General features: G+C 49.9%; 16 protein-coding genes. 2 read left to right on the top strand and 14 right to left on the bottom strand.

Going from position 1 to position 19,379, the window contains the following annotated elements; translation table 11 throughout:
• Positions 1 to 16: 16 nt before the first annotated feature.
• From hemP to ppsR, 3 genes are all read right to left on the bottom strand, one after another.
• Entirely contained in the window at positions 17 to 208 is a 192-nt protein-coding gene (gene hemP, locus ACLJR2_RS17105) for a hemin uptake protein HemP (protein WP_000089115.1), read from the bottom strand.
• 156 nt (positions 209 to 364) lie between these two features.
• Entirely contained in the window at positions 365 to 1,411 is a 1,047-nt protein-coding gene (gene aroH, locus ACLJR2_RS17100) for a 3-deoxy-7-phosphoheptulonate synthase AroH (protein ID WP_001082196.1), read from the bottom strand.
• 155 nt (positions 1,412 to 1,566) lie between these two features.
• The gene (gene ppsR / locus ACLJR2_RS17095; protein WP_000370992.1) at positions 1,567 to 2,400 is read right to left on the bottom strand and encodes a posphoenolpyruvate synthetase regulatory kinase/phosphorylase PpsR; all 834 of its coding nucleotides are present in this window, start codon (positions 2,398 to 2,400) and stop codon (positions 1,567 to 1,569) included.
• A 336-nt stretch (positions 2,401 to 2,736) separates the two neighbouring features.
• Here ppsR and ppsA point away from each other — a divergent pair, with 336 nt between their 5' ends.
• On the top strand, positions 2,737 to 5,115 hold the full coding sequence (gene ppsA / locus ACLJR2_RS17090; protein ID WP_000069340.1) for a phosphoenolpyruvate synthase: 2,379 nt from the start codon (positions 2,737 to 2,739) through the stop codon (positions 5,113 to 5,115).
• A 41-nt stretch (positions 5,116 to 5,156) separates the two neighbouring features.
• Here ppsA and fadK read toward each other — a convergent pair whose 3' ends face one another.
• The 5 genes from fadK to ACLJR2_RS17065 all read right to left on the bottom strand — a co-directional run bounded on the left by fadK (position 5,157) and on the right by ACLJR2_RS17065 (position 10,241).
• The gene (gene fadK, locus ACLJR2_RS17085) at positions 5,157 to 6,797 is read right to left on the bottom strand and encodes a medium-chain fatty-acid--CoA ligase (RefSeq protein WP_000117500.1); all 1,641 of its coding nucleotides are present in this window, start codon (positions 6,795 to 6,797) and stop codon (positions 5,157 to 5,159) included.
• Positions 6,798 to 6,886: 89 nt separating this feature from the next.
• A complete protein-coding gene (locus ACLJR2_RS17080; RefSeq protein ID WP_000093362.1) occupies positions 6,887 to 7,180 on the bottom strand; it encodes a ferredoxin family protein in 294 nt (97 codons plus the stop codon).
• Positions 7,177 to 8,463, bottom strand: coding sequence for an FAD-dependent oxidoreductase (locus ACLJR2_RS17075; RefSeq protein WP_001278566.1), 1,287 nt, complete (start codon positions 8,461 to 8,463; stop codon positions 7,177 to 7,179). Before ACLJR2_RS17075 ends, ACLJR2_RS17080 begins: the two co-directional genes overlap by 4 nt.
• Before the next feature lie 56 nt (positions 8,464 to 8,519).
• Positions 8,520 to 9,455: an electron transfer flavoprotein subunit alpha gene (locus tag ACLJR2_RS17070; protein ID WP_001015880.1), complete on the bottom strand. Its 936-nt coding sequence runs from the start codon at positions 9,453 to 9,455 to the stop codon at positions 8,520 to 8,522.
• A gap of 21 nt (positions 9,456 to 9,476) precedes the next feature.
• Positions 9,477 to 10,241, bottom strand: coding sequence for an electron transfer flavoprotein (locus ACLJR2_RS17065; protein ID WP_000692098.1), 765 nt, complete (start codon positions 10,239 to 10,241; stop codon positions 9,477 to 9,479).
• 462 nt (positions 10,242 to 10,703) lie between these two features.
• On the opposite strand from ACLJR2_RS17065, the gene ACLJR2_RS17060 reads away from it, so the two are divergent.
• Positions 10,704 to 11,594 carry an AraC family transcriptional regulator gene (locus tag ACLJR2_RS17060; protein WP_000284832.1) on the top strand — a complete coding sequence of 297 codons (891 nt, stop codon included), beginning with the start codon at positions 10,704 to 10,706 and terminating at the stop codon, positions 11,592 to 11,594.
• Positions 11,595 to 11,669: 75 nt separating this feature from the next.
• On the opposite strand, the gene ACLJR2_RS17055 is transcribed toward ACLJR2_RS17060, so the two are convergent.
• The 6 genes from ACLJR2_RS17055 to ACLJR2_RS17030 form a co-directional block, all read right to left on the bottom strand.
• Complete coding sequence (locus tag ACLJR2_RS17055; RefSeq protein ID WP_000347819.1) at positions 11,670 to 12,821, bottom strand: acyl-CoA dehydrogenase; 1,152 nt, start codon at positions 12,819 to 12,821, stop codon at positions 11,670 to 11,672.
• 13 nt (positions 12,822 to 12,834) lie between these two features.
• A complete protein-coding gene (locus tag ACLJR2_RS17050; protein WP_000773598.1) occupies positions 12,835 to 14,430 on the bottom strand; it encodes an acyl CoA:acetate/3-ketoacid CoA transferase in 1,596 nt (531 codons plus the stop codon).
• Between the two features lie 154 nt (positions 14,431 to 14,584).
• Complete coding sequence (gene aroD / locus ACLJR2_RS17045) at positions 14,585 to 15,343, bottom strand: type I 3-dehydroquinate dehydratase (RefSeq protein ID WP_000860221.1); 759 nt, start codon at positions 15,341 to 15,343, stop codon at positions 14,585 to 14,587.
• Between the two features lie 44 nt (positions 15,344 to 15,387).
• Entirely contained in the window at positions 15,388 to 16,254 is an 867-nt protein-coding gene (gene ydiB, locus ACLJR2_RS17040; protein ID WP_000383488.1) for a quinate/shikimate dehydrogenase, read from the bottom strand.
• Between the two features lie 66 nt (positions 16,255 to 16,320).
• On the bottom strand, positions 16,321 to 17,556 hold the full coding sequence (locus ACLJR2_RS17035) for an MFS transporter (RefSeq protein WP_000081209.1): 1,236 nt from the start codon (positions 17,554 to 17,556) through the stop codon (positions 16,321 to 16,323).
• Between the two features lie 363 nt (positions 17,557 to 17,919).
• Positions 17,920 to 19,131, bottom strand: a complete 1,212-nt coding sequence (locus ACLJR2_RS17030) for an MFS transporter (protein WP_000797664.1) — start codon at positions 19,129 to 19,131, stop codon at positions 17,920 to 17,922.
• Positions 19,132 to 19,379 lie beyond the last annotated feature (248 nt).

Below are 19,379 nucleotides of genomic sequence, written 5' to 3'. Positions count from 1 at the left end.
GTCTGCTGGCGCAGCGCTATTTGGTTAACAGTAGCTTCCCGGCCTGAGTTTTGCGCAACAGATACTCCTGACCGTTGTGATCGATAATGACTTTGCCGTCCGGACCTAATAGCGCCTGACTGTTGACGCGCCGTTCAGCGGCAGGGAGAAGCGTTTCATTGTCTATTTCCTTAGGGTGAGGCAGCTCGGTGTTATCCATACGCGACATGCTATTTATTAATAATCAAACTCACAATGATTATTATTATCAATAATTAATGCGATAACAGCAAGTGCTAATTCTGCGGAGTGATATACGCGCGCGGAGAGAAAAGGGCGGGTAACGCATCGAAGAAACGCCCATCCCGGCAGGATGGGCGAGCTATTAAAAGCGGCTGTCTACCGCCGCGGCAAGTTTTTCCAACAAAACTTCCGTATCTTCCCAGTTCAGGCAGGGATCGGTAATGGACTGACCATAGATTAATGGTTGACCGCTGATAATTTTTTGCGTGCCTTCCCGTAAAAAACTCTCGGCCATAATCCCGGCAATTGCCGTGGAGCCATTACGAATCTGCTGGCAAATATCATCACATACCTCCAACTGGCGGCGATGCTGTTTTTGACAGTTGCCGTGGCTGAAGTCGACGACCAGATGTTCCGGCAGATCAAATTCATGCAACGTGTCGCAGGCGGCGGCAATATCTTCAGCGTGGTAGTTCGGTTTTTTACCGCCGCGCATGATGATGTGCCCATACGGGTTGCCACTCGTCTGGTAGATGGTCATCTGTCCGTCTTTATCCGGCGAGAGAAACATATGGCTGGCGCGGGAGGCGCGAATAGCGTCAACGGCAATGCGAGTATTGCCATCCGTACCATTTTTAAAGCCGACCGGACAAGAGAGCGCAGAAGCCATTTCCCGATGGATTTGGCTTTCGGTGGTACGCGCGCCAATCGCTCCCCAACTGATCAGATCGGCAATAAACTGGCCAGTGACCATATCAAGAAACTCTGTGGCGGTCGGTACTCCCAGTTCGTTCACCTGCAATAGCAAGCGACGCGCCAGTTCAAGCCCATAATTGACGCGGTAACTTCCATTCAAGTCGGGATCGGAAATCAGGCCTTTCCATCCCACGACGGTGCGCGGTTTTTCAAAATAGGTGCGCATGACGATTTCCAGACGCGCCTGATGCTTTTGGCGTTGTGCCTGGAGCTGCGTCGCGTATTCCATGGCAGCATTCAGATCGTGAATCGAACAGGGGCCAATGACGACCAGTAGCCGTGGATCTTCACCATTTAAAATCTTTTCTATCCGGCGTCGGGAGTCGGTAACGTGACTGGCGACGGAGGACGATACAGGATACCGCTGCGCGAGTTCGGTCGGTGTTACCAGGCTGTCGATACGCGCAGTACGGAGTTCGTCGGTTCTGTTCATTACAAGTCTCAGAAATTTGTTGCTTCAACGGCAGGACTACCGGGAAGTGATGGGCATCACGATAAACCAATCCCTGCTGATTTCAAGTGCGAGGCGTGTCACACCTCGCAGGCAGAACGGCATGATAACAAAAACTAACCCATTAAACTAGTTTGCTAGTACATCCTGCGGTTAAGCCCCATAATATCGAGAATCTTGGTGGCTATCTCTTCAACGGAATAATTAGTGCTGTTCAGGCAGGGGATCTGATTCTTACGATACAGCGCTTCGACCTCCGCCACTTCCATGCGGCACTGACGCAACGAGGCATAGCGACTGTTTTCACGGCGTTCTTCGCGAATTGCCGCCAGGCGTTCAGGGTCAATTGTCAGGCCGAACAGTTTATGTTGTAGCGGTTTTAACGATGTGGGCAGCGTCAAATTATCCATATCATCGGCGATGAAAGGATAGTTAGCCGCACGAATGCCGAATTGCATCGCCAGATAGAGGCTGGTGGGCGTTTTTCCACAGCGCGAAACGCCAAGTAAAATGACCTGGGCCTGATCGAGATTGCGCAATGAAATGCCATCATCATGCGCCAGGGTATAATCGATAGCGGCAATACGGGCGTCATACTTGTTCAGGTTACCCGGATTAAGCCCATGAGTACGATGAGCGATCGGCGTCGGATCCAGTTTCATCTCCTGCTGAAGCGGCGCCACCAGCGCCTGGACGATATCCTGGCAGAAACCTTCGCTCTGTAAGATGATGGCGCGAATTTCAGGTAAAACAATCGAGTAAAACACCAGCGGGCGAACGCCGGTTTGCTGATAAATGGCGTCAATTTGGTCTTTGACGGCGCGGGCGCGACTTTCGTTCTCCACGAATGGCAGCGTGATGCTGCTGATCGTCACCGGAAACTGCGACATAACCGCGTGACCCAGGACCTCGGCGGTGATGGCGGTACCATCAGAAATATAGAAAACATGGCGATCAACAACATTATCCATTCTGTTCATCCTGAAGAGTAAACATAATTATCTGAAAGCATAAATTAAAAGTAACGGGAAACGTATAACTTGTCGCTTATTTTATAAAATGACAGGCGCTTTTTATAATTAATGAAAAGTGTGTTTCATTTCCTGGAAACGCAGTTTATACCGGGGGTTATTCAGGGAATGCCGTGCTATGCGCGGGTTTGCGCAACTACGTAAACAATCTGAAAAAATGAAAAAATAAATTTGCTTGAACGATTCACCGTTTTTTTCGCGGGTTTAAGTATGCCAGGATAAATACGCAACTATGTGTTTCTTAAACTCGTTCATTTATCACAAAAGGATTGTTCGATGTCCAACAATGGCTCGTCACCGCTGGTGCTTTGGTATAACCAACTCGGCATGAATGATGTAGACAGAGTTGGGGGCAAAAATGCCTCCCTGGGTGAAATGATTACTAACCTTTCCGGCATGGGCGTATCCGTTCCGAATGGTTTTGCAACCACTGCCGATGCGTTTAACCAGTTTTTGGATCAAAGCGGCGTAAACCAGCGCATTTATGAGCTGCTGGATAAGACAGATATTGATGATGTCTCCCAGCTGGCGAAAGCGGGCGCGCAGATCCGCCAGTGGATTATCGACACTCCTTTCCAGCCGGAGCTGGAAAACGCCATCCGCGATGCCTATGCACAGCTTTCGTCGGATGATGAAAATGCCTCTTTTGCCGTGCGTTCCTCCGCCACGGCGGAAGATATGCCAGATGCTTCGTTTGCGGGTCAACAGGAAACGTTTCTTAACGTTCAGGGCTTCGACGCGGTGCTGGTGGCAGTGAAACACGTATTTGCTTCTCTGTTTAACGATCGCGCCATCTCTTATCGCGTTCACCAGGGATATGATCATCGCGGCGTAGCGCTTTCCGCTGGCGTGCAGCGGATGGTTCGCTCCGATCTCGCCTCGTCAGGGGTGATGTTCTCTATCGATACCGAATCCGGCTTTGACCAGGTGGTCTTTATCACCTCGGCATGGGGACTGGGTGAAATGGTGGTGCAGGGCGCGGTTAACCCGGATGAATTTTATGTCCATAAGCCAACCCTGGCGGCAGGCCGTCCGGCCATCGTACGCCGCACCATGGGGTCGAAAAAAATCCGCATGGTTTACGCCGCCACCCAGGAGCACGGCAAGCAAGTGAAGATTGAGGATGTGCCGCAGGAACAGCGCGACATTTTCTCGCTCACCAACGAAGAAGTGCAGGAGCTGGCGAAACAAGCGGTGCAGATTGAGCAGCACTATGGTCGTCCGATGGATATCGAATGGGCGAAAGACGGTCATACCGGTAAGCTCTTTATTGTGCAGGCACGTCCGGAAACCGTGCGCTCCCGTGGCCAGGTGATGGAGCGTTATACGCTACATGCGCAAGGGAAAATCATTGCCGAAGGTCGCGCCATTGGGCATCGTATCGGCGCAGGTACGGTAAAAGTTATTCACGATATCGGCGAAATGAACCGTATTGAGCCTGGCGATGTGCTTGTCACCGATATGACCGACCCGGACTGGGAACCGATCATGAAAAAAGCGGCGGCGATTGTCACTAACCGTGGCGGGCGCACCTGTCACGCGGCGATTATCGCCCGCGAATTGGGCATTCCGGCGGTAGTCGGCTGCGGCGACGCCACCGAACGCATGAAAGATGGCGAAAAAGTAACCGTCTCCTGCGCAGAAGGTGATACCGGTTATGTTTATGCCGACATGCTGGATTTCAGCGTAAAAAGCTCCAGCGTAGACACCATGCCAGAGCTACCGCTGAAGGTCATGATGAATGTCGGCAACCCGGACAGGGCATTTGACTTTGCCTGCCTGCCGAATGAAGGCGTAGGTCTGGCGCGACTGGAATTCATCATTAACCGTATGATTGGCGTTCACCCACGCGCGCTGCTGGAGTTTGACGACCAGGATGCCGCGCTGCAAAACGACATTCGTGAGATGATGAAAGGGTTTGACTCGCCGCGTGAATTTTACGTTGGTCGACTGACGGAAGGGATCGCGACGTTAGGCGCCGCCTTCTACCCGAAACGCGTCATCGTTCGCCTGTCTGACTTTAAGTCCAACGAATACGCCAACCTGGTCGGCGGCGAACGCTATGAGCCGCATGAAGAAAACCCGATGCTGGGCTTCCGCGGCGCGGGTCGTTACGTCGCAGAAAGTTTCCGCGATTGTTTTGCGCTGGAATGCGAAGCGGTGAAACGCGTGCGCAACGATATGGGCCTTACCAACGTCGAAATCATGATCCCGTTCGTGCGGACGGTCGACCAGGCGAAAGCGGTCATCGAAGAGCTGGCGCGCCAGGGGCTTAAACGCGGCGAGAACGGGCTGAAGATCATCATGATGTGCGAGATCCCGTCCAATGCCTTGCTGGCTGAACAGTTCCTCGAGTATTTTGATGGATTCTCGATTGGTTCTAACGACATGACGCAGCTGGCGCTGGGGCTGGATCGCGATTCCGGCGTGGTGTCTGAACTGTTTGACGAGCGTAACGACGCGGTGAAAGCGCTGCTGTCTATGGCGATCCGCGCGGCGAAAAAACAGGGCAAATATGTTGGAATTTGTGGTCAGGGTCCGTCCGACCATGAAGACTTTGCCGCCTGGCTGATGGAAGAGGGGATCGACAGCCTGTCGCTGAACCCGGACACCGTGGTTCAGACCTGGCTGAGTCTGGCGGAACTGAAGAAGTAGTGTAATACCGGATGGCGGCGTTAACGTCGCCATCCGGCAATTTATACCGCAGTGTGCTCCTGGCGCAGCCGCTCAATAATATCCTGCCGCAACAGAAACTTCTGCACTTTGCCAGAGGCGGTTCTGGGCAGTTTTTCTACGATGACGATCCGTTCCGGATATTTATACTTCGCTACCCGTTTTCGACTGAAAAAAGCGATCACCTCTTCCAGCGTCAGCGAAAGGTGCGGCGGTTTTAAGACTACATACGCGCATGAACGTTCGCCTAAGCGTTCATCAGGCATAGCAACGACGCAAGCATCGTGTATGCGGGGGTGTTGCAATAAAATATCCTCCACCTCGCGACTGCTGATATTTTCACCTCCACGTATAATAATATCCTTTTTGCGCCCGGTAATTTTGATATAACCGTCTTCATCCATGCGGCAGAGGTCGCCGCTGTAATACCAGCCCTCATTATCCAGTGCGCGGGCGGTAAGTTCCGGCTCGTCCAGGTATCCCATAAAAACGTTCGGCCCGCGCGAGGCTTCTTCGCCTTCGTGGCCTGCTGGAAGCGTATTGCGATCTTCATCCACGATTTTAATTTCTACACCGGTGGCGGCATAACCATCGGTATTCATCATGCGTGAAGTCGAATCACCCAGATTAACCATCGAGTGTGGAGAACTTTCTGTAGAACCGTAAATACTCAATAATTTGATACCGCGCTGCTGGCAGTCGCGGGCAACCTTTTTGGGAATAGTCGTGCCGCCGCATAAGAAGAATCGTAGTGAGGAGAGGTCGGCAGGCTGTTGCTCAACGGCACAAAGCAGATCGTAAATAAACGGCGTCGCGCCTGACATACAGGTACAGCGTTGCTGCGCTAATAAGGTAAGGCAGGCTTCTGGGGTAAAGATGTCCAGCAATACGCTACGCGCCCCGATTAAAAAGGGCGCGGTGACGCCGTGTAAAAATCCGGTGGCGTGGCCCAGTGGCGCAGGCATCAGGAACACATCTTGCCAGGTTAAATTCAACCGCGCGCAATACGCCCGTTCGCTGGCAAGAATATTATTGTGGGTCAACATCACCCCTTTCGGCATTCCTTCTGTGCCGGAGGTAAACAGCACTGCCGCCAGCTCATCACCGTGAATGTTAATGTCTGACTGCAACGGTTCGCTGCGGTCGATGATTTGACTAAGCGCAAGCGCTGTGGTGGCAGGCGCCAGTTTATCCACGCCGACAATATGCGTCAGATGGCGCAGTTGATTTTGTAGCGGAAGGATAAGATCGACCGGACGATTCTGTTTGAATACGGTGGGGGCGAAGAATATTTTAGCCTGACATTTGTTCAGCACCCAAACCAGCTCTGCTTCTCGCCAGGCGGGAAGTAGCGGGACAGATACCGCGCCCGTTTTCAGGCAGGCCAGATAAATGAGGGTAAACTCACACCAGCCCGGAAGCTGAAAGGCCACGCGATCGCCCGGTTGAATCCCCTGAGACAGTAACCAGTTTGCCAGGCGGCTTGCCGCGTAGTCGAGCGCGGCGTAGGTCCAGGACGCGCCATGATTATCGACCACGGCGATTTTATCGGGTACGGCGCGTGCGGTTTGCCGCCAGTAGTCGCCCAGTGAAGCATCGCCCCAGTAGCCGGACTCGCGATAGGTTTTCCGCCTTGCGGCGTCAAACGTTAATGTAACACTCATTGACTTGTTCTCTATTAATACAAATGACGTAATCTCCGGGGGCAAGCCGAATAAGACGCCGTAGCGTCGTTATCCGGTGTTTCAGAGCGTCAGCCGTAGCGAAACTCAACGCCGAACGTTCCCGCCGGGTATTCCCATTTTTCGAGAAGAGTATTGCCGCAGAGAACCCTGCAGGTCCCGCATTCCAGGCAGCCCGCGGAGTCAAAATGAATATTTCCCGCATCGTCCAGCTTATAGAGTCCGGCAGGGCAGGCTTTTATTAATTTATTAAACTCCTGCATGTCAGGCGAGGAGCGCAAAATGATATGTGGGTGTCCTTCATCTACGTAAAATTTATTTACGCCCAATTTGACGTCAACATTCACCTTATTGTCCGAACTCATAATGCCGTAGCCCCTTTTATGCCGTCTTTTAATAGATTCACCAGTCCAATTTTTTTCGCATGTGACAGGATAGTTTTACGCAACGGTGGGACTGGACCGCCATCAACGGTGAACAGATCGCCCACAATGTTTGCCGCCATTCGCGGGTACTCGGTAAAAAGCCGTGGGTTTTCCATTAATCCGGGGAGTTTGCGGAAATGCCGCATATCGCGTAACACGCCGTTTTTCTCCAGCGCGCGTTTGTAACCGGCAAGACTCGCGGCGGAAAAATCTTGCCGCGCTTTAGCGTCAATGGCGGTTTGAGCGGCCGCTTGCGCGGACGCGATGGCTAAATCCATGCCGCGGACGGTATAACCGAGATTCAGGCAAAGACCGGCGGCGTCGCCGACAATCATCACGCCGTCATTTGCCAGCTCCGGCATCATTGCTATGCCGCCTTCGGGCACCATATGAGCGGAGTATTCAAGCATTGTTCCCCCCTGAATCAAAGGGCGTATTGCCGGATGCTGTTTAAAATCTTCCAGCATTTGCGGTACGCTTTTGGTCGCGTGAGCAATGTCGCCCAGGCCACATACCAGCCCCAGAGAAACCGAATCGCGGTTGGTATAAAGAAACCCGCCGCCCATGAGCCCGTTGGAGGGCGCGCCAGCGAATAACCAGGCGGCGCCTTCATGGGACGCCAGATTAAAGCGCTCTTCAATAAGTGCCGGAGAGAGCCCAATCAACTCTTTTACGCCGACGGCATAGTGATGCGCAGAAGAGACAGGCACCATGTCCAGCGAACGGCCCAGCATGGAATTCACGCCGTCCGCGAGAATCACAATATTCGCATCCAGAATATCATCCCCGGCCTGAACGCCAGTGACGCGATTGCCTTCACGTACCAGAGCGTCGACCCGTACACCTGGGATAAACTGCGCGCCAGCCTGTTCCGCCTGCGCCATTAGCCACGGGTCCAGTTTGTTGCGCAGTACGGTATATGACGTAAGGGGCGGAGTAGGGGGCGCGCGGTGAAAATCAAGTGTGACGGCGCTTTCTTCGGTTAAAAAGGAGATTTTTTCACGGGTAACGACACGTTCGATGGGGGCGGACGTTGCGAATCCCGGCATAATACTTTCGATACTGTGAGCGTAGAGCCGCCCACCGGTCATATTTTTGCTGCCCGCGCTGTTTCCGCGTTCAATAACCAGTACATCCAGTCCCGCTTTTGCCATCACATACGCAGCGACCGTTCCTGCTACGCCTGCGCCCACCACAATAGCGTCAAATTTATCATCCGACATGCTTTATGCTCCTTTCCCGCCGTATCGACGACGGGAGATGTGCGTTGAAAAAGGAATTAGCGGCTTAACTGGTCGATGAGGGCAGGAACAACCTTATAGATATCGCCCACCAGACCATAATCGGCATAATTGAAAATGGGCGCGTTTTTATCTTTGTTAATTGCGACAATAATTTTTGCGCCGTTCCCACCCACCATATGTTGAATTTGGCCGGAAATGCCCAGCGTCAGATAGAGATCGGATTTCAACAGAACGCCGGATACGCCAATATAACGCTCGCGTTCCATCCAGTTTTCACCTTCCGCAATGGGGCGGGAACAGCCCACTTCTGCGCCGAGGACGGTCGCCAGTTTATGCACCATATCCAGATCGCTTTGCGCCGCCAGGCCTCGTCCTACGCCGATGACCCGTTTGGCTTTGCTCAAATCGACGCTGCTTAACGATTTTGCGCGCCGCTGCTGGCACAATACCTCGTGGCGTGGGGCAATATATGCCAGCGTGGTCTGCGGGCAAGTATGACCGGGGAGAGGGGCGGCGGGTTCCAGCACGCCGGGTGCCAGCGTAATAATCGCCTGCGGGCTGTTTAATTTCTCTTTGCCGAAAGCAAGTCCGCCGTACATGCGATGCTCTGCGTGTAGCGTCCCGTCGAGGAGGTCAATAGACGTCGCGTCGTTCACCATCACGGCGTCAAGCTGGATGCTCAGCCGGGCGCCCAGCGCTTTACAGCGCTTGGTCGCCGCCATGAGCAGCAGCCCATTTTGGTCGCCTAATAACGAGGCCAGCGTTTCGGCATAGTTTTCCACGCGCTGCAAATCCGTATGCGATTCAAGAATGACTATCTCATCAGCGCCAAGCGCTTTCACGTAGTCGATCTCCGTGTTTCCTTGCACGATGGCGTAAACTTTTTCTCCCCACTGCCGCGCGCCGGTCATTAATTCGGCATAACGCTCTACGTTATCGCTAAATACCCATACGTTAGCTAAATGATTCATGATAATTTTTCTCCGTTGGGTTTAGTTCAGGTATTTTTTCAAATGGTCGGCCAGTGCGGTAATGGCTTCCGGCGAATCGTTATCGAGAATGATATGCTTGCGTTCTGTCTGCGGCGGTACCGAGATGGCGACCAGTTCCGCCATTGGCGTGGTTGGGGTCCAGTGGATATCGCTCGCCAGCCACGACGTAACGGCTTTTTTCCCGGCGCCGAGAATGGCTTTCATTGACGGGATGCGTGGAACGTTAATATCTGAGGTCACGCAAAGTACCGCGGGCAGCGTGAGCTCGATAATTTCAACGTCTTCTTCCAGTGTGCGTTCAACGATGATTTTGTCGCCGTCGCGTTGAATATGGCTTACTGCATTGATGACGGGGAGTTTCAGGAGTTCGCCAGTCAGCAGGCCCACCTGTTGGGCATAAATATCGCCGGAGCCCTCTCCAAAGAGCAGCAGGTCAAAGCCGATTTTCTCCGCCGTGGATGCTAGCGCCAGCGCGGTTTCTTTGGGCAGGGCGTGCTCCAGTTGCGCATCCTGAACCATAAAAAGCGCATCTGGCCCGCGGGATAACACATCTTTGCGGACTTTTGAATTTTGTAACAGAGAGCCGCCGACGGTGAGCGCGGCGATCTCGTCGCCATCGCCAGCTAACTGCGCGGCGGCCTCAATTGCATTTAAATCAAACTGGCTGATTTTGGCCTCGGCACGATCAAAATTGAGCGAATGCTCCGGGGTCACGGTAATGTCCTGTTCTTCAGGCACCAACTTAAAGCAGGTTATTATTTTCATTGCATCTCCAGTGAGTCGCGTGCGGATAAGTAACGTAAATCTGACTGAAAATAGTCTGCGGCAGTCTGAAGAGGTTTTCGATGGGTCAATCTGTTTTCCTTGCCAACAATCTTGCACGAAAAATCTGCGAACAGAGAATCGTTAGCAACCATCTGAAAAGGGCGTCATAAAAATATAAATACGGTAGTGAGAATAATAAGTGCGAAGCATATCATCATTTTTTAACATGAAACGTGCGATGTTGTTTCTGTGAGGTTAAAAGAAAACATCAAAGATATGTCGGCTATGTATTTTTGTCTGGTAATACGCTATCGACAGGTAATCTGAGCTGTCTGCAAAAGAACATAATATCTTGCATTCGGAACGAATAATCTTGTTTTGCTGGTAATCTCCACGGTTGTACAACACTGACGCTCGCTTTATTTTATCCTGGTTATCTTTTTAAACCTGACAGAGGTTATTATGTATCAGCGCTGTTTTGACTCCGCCGCGGAGACGATTTTTGAACAGGACAAGACCCCTCGATTTTCACGTTTTGTCATTAGCGATGATCCAAACTGGGAGTCTGGCCATCATATGCATGATAATGAAACAGAGCTTATTTACGTCAAAAAAGGGATAGCCAGGTTAATTATTGACTCTTCACTCTACGTCGCGCATGCGGACGATATTGTCGTCGTTGAGCGGGGGCGGCTACACGCTGTAGCATCCGACAGCAATTCGCCGGCTACCACCTATACCTGTGCGCTGTATGGGTTTTGTTTTCCAGGTTGGGAAGAAAACCAACTATTGCAGAGTCATTCCTGTCCGGTGGTTTCCGTGGTTCAGGGGAAAGAGGTCATTAAAAGTATCTTTAATGAATTAAGCGTGTTACTTCCGCAGGGGAAAAACGTATTGGCTTCCTCTGTATACGATGCATTTGCTTACACTCTGACCGCACTTTACTATGAAAATTTTAAAAATGCCTATCGTTCTGAACAAGGCTACATTAAAAAAGATGTATTAATTAAGGATGTGCTTGTTTATCTCAATAATAATTATCGTGAAAAAATCACGCTTGACCAGCTATCGAAAAAATTTCGTGCCAGCGTCAGTTATATATGCCATGAATTTGCCAAAGAATATCATATATCCCCTATCAACTATGTTATTCAACGACGTATGACCGAGGCCAAGTTTGCGCTGACAAACACTGAGTCGCCACTGGCAGAAATTTCATGGCGGGTAGGATATGAAAATGTGGACCATTTTGCCAAATTGTTTATGCGGCATGTAGGATGTTCTCCCAACGATTATCGTAAGCAATTTAAAAATAGTCTGGTTGAGCAGGCGTATTTGCTGCCAAATACCTGACGGCGAAATTTATCTGATTTATTCGGCCTGATGCCGTAAAGCAGTCAGGCCGAATAAGACGTTCCGGTACGATCCTTACTTGTTCTGATAGTCTTTCAGAATCTGGCGTCCTGCCACATAGATCATAATTTCATCCGTGCCGCCACCGATACGTTCGCAGCGAACATCGCGCCAGAAGCGGGAGACACGGGCTTCGTCAGTATAACCAAGCCCACCCATAATCTGAATCGCATCGTCAATCACTTCCATCGCTGTGCGTGCGCAGTACAGCTTAGCCAGCGCGGCGCTGGTACGCAGTGACTCTTCCCGATCGGCCTGCCAGGCGACTTTCAACACCATATTGCGCATGTTTTCGATTTTGATGGCCATTAACGCCAGCTTTTCCTGGATCATCTGGTTATGGCCGATGGGTTTACCAAAGGCGATACGCTGGTTGGCGTAACGGGCGGCATCTTCAAATGCGCATTCGGCGAAACCTGTACTGCGCGCCGCATTAATCAAACGCTCCATTTCAAAATTGTACATGACATTGAGGAAACCCATGCCTTCTTCACCGACCCGGTCGCTTTCGTCCACCTCGACATTATCGAGATAAACTTCGCATGTACTCAACATGTGCCAGCCAATTTTGTGCAGCGGATTAATCTTTATGCCCGGTTTATTTGAGTCCACCCACCAAAGCGTGAACGCTTTTTTAGGATCTTTTGGCTCCGTATCGCGCGCCAGAACCAGCATGTAAGGATATTCTTTTGCACCGGTGATAAATGTTTTTTGGCCGTTAAGATAAACCTTGCCGTTTTTACGCGTCCAGGTTGTTGTGGCGCTATTATTATCAGAGCCCGCGCCAGGTTCTGTTAAGGCTAGCGCATATGCTGGATCGCCGGTGGCCAGAGTACTTTCTGCTGTTTTACGCAGTTGTTCTGCGGAACCAAAACGGCGCATACTGTGAATGCATTGGCCGTTGGTAATCAAAAAGGCCGGAGCGCCGCATTTTGAGATTTCCATCAGCGCCAGCATTTGCGTTACATAGTCAGCCGGAATGCCGCCGAATTCTTCCGGGACGCCCAGCATCGAAATACCGTTTTCCGCCAGCGCCTGCATAAATTCTTTGGGATAGGTGCCCGTTTGATCGCAGGTACGGAAATACTCTTCCGGAAAATTGCTGGTGATTAACTCGCGAATACTGGCCAGTAATAGTTCTTGTTCTTCAGTTAATGAAAAATCCATATTTGTACTCCTTTTAATGTGTTGCGTCAGGAAGCGTGAATCCCATAGTGCTATCGGTAAATAATCTTGTGTCCATCAGTTTTAAATCTGGTGAGATAACCGGTGAAAAATCCATCTTGTCAAGAATATCCCGTTGCAGATCGACGCCAGGCGCAATTTCAATTAAATGCAGGCCATCTTGTTTGAGAGTGAAAACCGCACGTTCAGTGATGTAACGCACATCTAACCCGCGCTCAAGCGCAATTTTTCCACTGAACGTAATTTCCGGCAGTTCGCTGACGAATTTTTTCACGCGACCTTCCTGCAGAATATTTAATTTGCCATCGGTAATTTCAGTTTTTAAACTTCCGGCCGTCAGAGTTCCGCAGAAAATAATTTTTTGCGACGTTGCGCTAATATCGATAAACCCGCCGGTGCCCATAATTTTGCCGTTGAATTTATGTACACCGACATTACCGTGTTGATCCACTTCGGCAAAACTTAAATAGCAGACATCGAGCCCACCGCCGTGATAAAAATCAAATTGTGAGGTCATATCGAGGATCGCTCGGGTATTGACATTGGCGCCGAAGGCCACGCCCTGAGAGGTAATACCGCCCACCGGGCCAGTTTCTACGGTCAGCACGAAGTCATCGGCGCAGCCTTCCTCGCGAGCGACCAGACCAATACCGTCGGCAATGCCTACGCCCACATTGCCTACCGCGCCTTTACGCATTTCAAACAGCGCGCGTCGGGCTACCAGCTTGCGCTGATTAAGGGGCAGGGTAAGCTGGGTACTATCATCAAGAGTAAAATCCCCGGAGATAAATCGGTTCACCGGCGCGCCGCCATACAGTTGCGTCTGGTCGGCGTCGACAACCACAATATCCACCAGATAGCCGGGAATACGCACGGATTTTGGATGCAGCGTGGCTTTTTTTACCATTTTCTGCACCTGCATCATTACAATACCGCCATTATTGTGAACGGCCTGGGCGATCACCAGCGCATCAAGATACATCACCTCATCTTCAAATGATGCATAGCCTTCGCTGTCGCAGGTGGTGGCGCGGATAAAAGCCACATTAGGCGCTATCGCTTTATAATAGAGATATTCTTTATTATCGATCTCTACCAGCTTAATGAGATCTTCTTTAGTCACGTCGTTTAATTTTCCGCCCTGTTGGCGAGGGTCGACAAAGGTACCAATACCGATATCGCTCAGAATACCCGGCTGGTGTGCGGCGCTGGCGCGCAGCGTCTGGGTTAATACGCCTTGTGGGTAGTTATAGGCGGCGATTTTATTTTGTTCAGCCAGTTCAGAAATACGGGGAGATTGCCCCCAATGTCCGCATAGCGCCCATTTTACCAATCCCTCCTGCGCCAGCGGGCTGATGCCGCGATCGGCGCGGTCACCTAATCCGGTAGGGCTAATAATAGATAAATCTCGTGGTGACTGGGTTGTTTGATATTTATCTGCCAGTGCGGTAATTAATGTTGTCGCTTCGAGAATACCGCCGCCAGCGCCCAGAATACATAAAGTGGCCTCATCTGGAATATAATTTACTGCTTCTTGTGCAGAGAGCACGGGAACGCGGCCATTAATGCGTGATGGCTTATTGAGTTTCATATTTACTCCACTATTATCCCTGAAAGCAATATCGATATAACCGTGTTAAGGTAATAAAGACAGCGGCTTTCAATGAATATGGAACATATTCATGTCAGATAACTATTTATTTTTATTGTGGCAGAAAGAGAATATTCTGCCACACGATAAAGTATTACGCCTGGTGCAATATAGTTAATACGGTACGCAGATCGGCTACCGATATTTGTCCCGGCGCAGATGCTTTTTTCACCGCGCCAAACGTTGCTGCAGAACCGAACACTTCGCCGGCAAGACGAGATATTACCCCGGTTTTCGACATCGACATGGTAATAATCGGACGATCCGCATAGCGCTCCTGCATTTCTACAGTGGCGGTAAGTAAGGTCAGGACATCGGCTTTAGTCTGTGGCATGACGGCGATCTTCGGAATATCGGCGCCCAGTTCCTGCATTTTACGCAGACGCTGAACAATCTCTTCCGCTGCGGGCGTTTTATGAAAATCATGGTTAGACATGATCACCGCAACATTGTGTTGATGAGCATAGCCGACGGTGGCTTTCACCTCATCGTCGCCGGTAAAAAGCTCAAGATCGATCATATCGACCAGACCGCTGTCAACCGCTGCACGATTCAGAGCGATATACTGTTCGGTGGTTAGTGCCTGTTCGCCGCCTTCTTTCGCGCTGCGGAAGGTAAATAGCAAGGGTTTATCGGTGATAATCTCCCGGATGGCGCCGGCGGCCTCAAGTACGCTTTCCGCCGTTGTCACGTTGGCAAAATGGTCAACGCGCCACTCCAGAATATCGAAATCCGCTTCACGGTAGGCGAGTGCTTCCGATTTCACATCGGTAATGGTTTTTCCCATTAGCGACACAATGATCTTTGGCGCGCCTTCGCCAACCACGAGATCTCTTACAGTTACGGTTTTCATTTGGTACCCTTCATTGTCATTCGTCGCAATTATAATTTTACCGGTCAGGCTGTGAATCCCATCACCTGCTTCACATAGTCCAATGGAAATGCTTTTCCTGTCCACAGTTCAAACTGTTCGGCTCCTTGCCATAACAACATGCCGTAACCATCAATTGTTTTGCAACCAGCTTGTTGCGCCTGCTGCAATAACTTTGTCATATGCGGATTATAAACACATTCGGTGACCAGCAATTCAGGGCGGAGCAGGGAAACATCGCCGATCAGGGATTCGTTCTCCAATGGTTTCATGCCAACTTTGGTGCCGTTCGTCAGAATATCTGCGCTGGCAAGCGCTTCAGTAAAAGCGTGCTGATCGGCAAGATCGGTGACGGTAACGACGCAATCGGTGTTTTCATTCACCCGCTTCGCAAAGGCAACCGCTTTTTCGAAAAAGTCATCTTTACGGTTAAACAGTTTAATTTCCTTAATGCCTTCAATGGCTGCCTGGGCGCCAATGGCGGTAGCCGCGCCTCCCGCGCCGAGCAGCACCATGGTTTTTCCCCGAATATCGAAACCGCTTTCTTTAATTGCCCGAATATGGCCCGTACCATCCGTGTTGTAGCCGCGTAGATAGCCGTCATCGTTAACAATGGTGTTGATAGCGCCAACCAGTTTTGCTGCTGGCGTTAATTCATCGACATACTCACACGCGAGCTGTTTGTTTGGCATGGAGACGCCCGTACCGCGCATTTTTAATGCTTTCAGTCCTTCAATGGCGCTGGCAAACGTCGTGTTATCCACTTCGAAAGCCATATAGGTATACGGTAGCCCCGCTTTTTCTAACGCTTTGTTTTGCATTTCGGGCGATAAGCTATGACGGATAGGATACGCCATAAGACCAATTAATTCATATTTTGCGGTAACATCCATTTTATACTCCTTAATAAGTGGACAGTGCAGAGCAGGGCGCATGCCTGTTGCGCATCGTTAACATTTTTACTGGAAATAACGCTCGCCAAATCGGACATCGTTTTGCGGGATCTTAAATACGCGATAATAGCGAATAAATACAATAATGGCGGTGATAAATGTCAGTAGTGCAAAGGCAAAATCTAACAAAATGATATATTGCAGGCCAATAGTAGAGAGATAACCGGTGATCAGTGGAATAATAAAGTTAGCTACGCCCCCCATCATCATATATATACTGGTGACTTTAGCTTTACTCTTAGGGAAAAATTCCGACATTACCGATACACCTAATTGTAAAATACCTCCAGCAGCGGAAAAACCAATCACGAAGGCGCCAGCATTACAGATCAGTGGAGAGGGATACAGGTAAATTGCCGCAGCGGTGAGTGTCGCCAGCCCGGCATTGAAAACATTGGCCCAGATAGGGCGAACCATTTTTTTCAGCAATGCGGCAAAAATAAACACGCAAACCAACGATCCCATACTGTAATAAGAGATGGTTTTCAGCGCGTCGGATTCCGCCATTCCGGCGAAGGCCATCGCATATTTAGGCATCCAGACCACAATCACATAGAAGGTTGAGAACGCGGCGACGCCAAATAAAACGGAAGCTACGCCTTCCAGCCAGACGAGGGGAGTACTGTTCATCTGGGGTAATTCTTTCGCAATACTGGCATCGACAAGTTGGCTGGGAAAACGGCTTTTCAACAGCATCAACGTGATGAGGACGAAAAGGATACCGGGGATTACCACCGCGTAGCCGTACCAGATATGGTTGACTAACAAGGCGCTGACGATAAGGGGATAAATCATTTGCCCAAAAGAGACCATCGCTTTAACCAGAATAACTGCCGAGCCCGATGCTTTGGGAAAACACTCCATTAATGCAGGGTATCCGCCGGTATCCAGCGCGGAGTTCGCCACGCCGACACACACCGCTAATATGAAAGCGATCATCAGGTTAGGACTGGCGGGAATACCGAAGAAAAACAGCATATATAGTACGGCGCCAAGCAGTATTATTGCCCGACGGCCAAATTTATCGGACAGTACGCCAAAGAATAAAATACTGACCAGACGGCCAAGACCAATGCCAGAGATTAAATAGGCGATACCGGCACTATCCGTGGAGAATTTCTGTGCAAGGGAGGTCATGTTCTGGGCTAGTGTAATAACACTCATGCCGTGGAGAAAGTAACTAAAATAAATGCAGATAACAGCCAGCAAATATGGCATGTTGCGAGCCTTGTTCTGAGACATTTGTTCACAGCTCCTTGCTGATGGTTTGATTCAATGTCCTGCTTATTACTGCTTTACTACATGCAGCGATTGTTCAGTAACACTATAAGTCGGTATTGTCGTTATATGTACATAACATGGCGTTTAAAATGCCAGGTTTATTGCATTGATAGCATTTCATTTGTTAGCCGGGAAATATAAAAATTGCTGCGAATTTGTTGTTTAACACATATAACTCGTGATGCTCATCGCAATTTTTCTGATAAGTGTGAAGATAATGAATAATAATTAACACGAAAATTACATTTTTTGTTTCCCGGTGATAATGGCTAACGTTTTATTTTGCATAGCAAGGCAATAATATTGCAACTGGCACGCTAACATTTATTGCGCAGTTGACGCTGCTTCAGCGTGATGTTGTGATTCAGCCCGACTTCGGTAACCGATGAACAGTGCGAGGAGAAATCCCGCTGCGGCGATACCGGTATCAAACCACATAATATGTGCAATGCTCATTTCTGAAATCCGCGCTGTGATCAACGGAATAGTGAACGTCGCGATACTGCCGGCGCTGTAATAAATGCCGGTCGCTTTACCTTTCTCCTGTGGAAAACGGGCCGCCATCAGCGTCAGGCCGATTTGTACTACGCCACCGGCGGAAGAGAATCCAATGACGAATGCGAAGATCATAACAACATAGGCCTGAGGATGCAGGCAGACCGTCAGAAGCGCAATAAAAGAGATAAAGGTATAAAACATCAATAATGTGGTAGAGCGAATTGTTTTTCTGACCAGCGGGGCGGTTATAAAAACGCACAGTAGCGAGCCGCAGGTATAAATACTTAACAGTTTGATGGATTGGGTATACGACATTCCTGCGACGAACTGTCCATACTGCGCCAGCCACTGGCTGATAAGGTAAAAGGTTGCCATCGAGATATAGCCATAAAGGGTGTAGCTGATCAGATCGATGAGGGAGCAATGATGTACGCCTGCAGCAGGCGCTTGCGAGATTTTGGGTTTCAATATCCGACCAGGATAGGGTGGAAAAGGGCAGCGTAATAAAAACAGAGCATTAATAAGCATGATCGCCCCGGCAAGCAGGAAGGACCAGCCAAACCACATATTAGCCCAGACTAATAAACTGATAATAATGGGCAACAAGAATTGCCCGCCAGAGACAAATGCTTTGATCAGAATATTTGCCGTACTGGGGGAGCGAGGGAAGGCTTCCATCAAACTGGGATAGGTACCTGCATCTAAAAAACTGTTGGCCATACCCGCTAAAAAGCCACAGGCATAAGCGACAAAAATCGTCTGAGCATAAAGAATGCCAATGAAAAAAATCAGGTAACAGGCGGTCCCCAGAATGATAAAAGGACGGCGACCAAAGCGATCGGAAAGCATACCGGCGATTAACAAAACGCTTAGCCGGCCAATACCAAGCGAAGAGATCACAATAGATACGCCTGCGGCACTGGTATGCCATTGCTGTTCAAGCGATGACATGTTCAGGCTCATCAGGATAACCCCCATGCCATGTACAAAGTAATTAAAATACAACCCTACAGCGGTAGGGAAATAACGATTTTTCATATTATCTGACTCAGAGATGCCGCCTGAACGTTACAGTGGTATACACAGGCAGGAAGCATATTGGATAGGGTGACAAGTCAATGTCGTGATTGTGTGGTTTTTTATCCGGTATCAATACGATGCGGCGATAAAGTTTACGTCTAACACAGCGAGAGCGTTCAGAATTCTGTGTCACGTTAAAAATTCTACAGCGTCATCACATTATTCAGCCGCCCTTCAAAATAAATCGCCAACTGCGACAATGTCAA

The organism is Salmonella sp. SAL03688 (genome assembly GCF_046551895.1).
GTDB classification, from domain to species: Bacteria; Pseudomonadota; Gammaproteobacteria; order Enterobacterales; family Enterobacteriaceae; genus Salmonella; species Salmonella enterica.
Note: the sequence above shows the minus strand (reverse complement) of the source record. Positions and strands in the feature narration are given on the sequence as shown.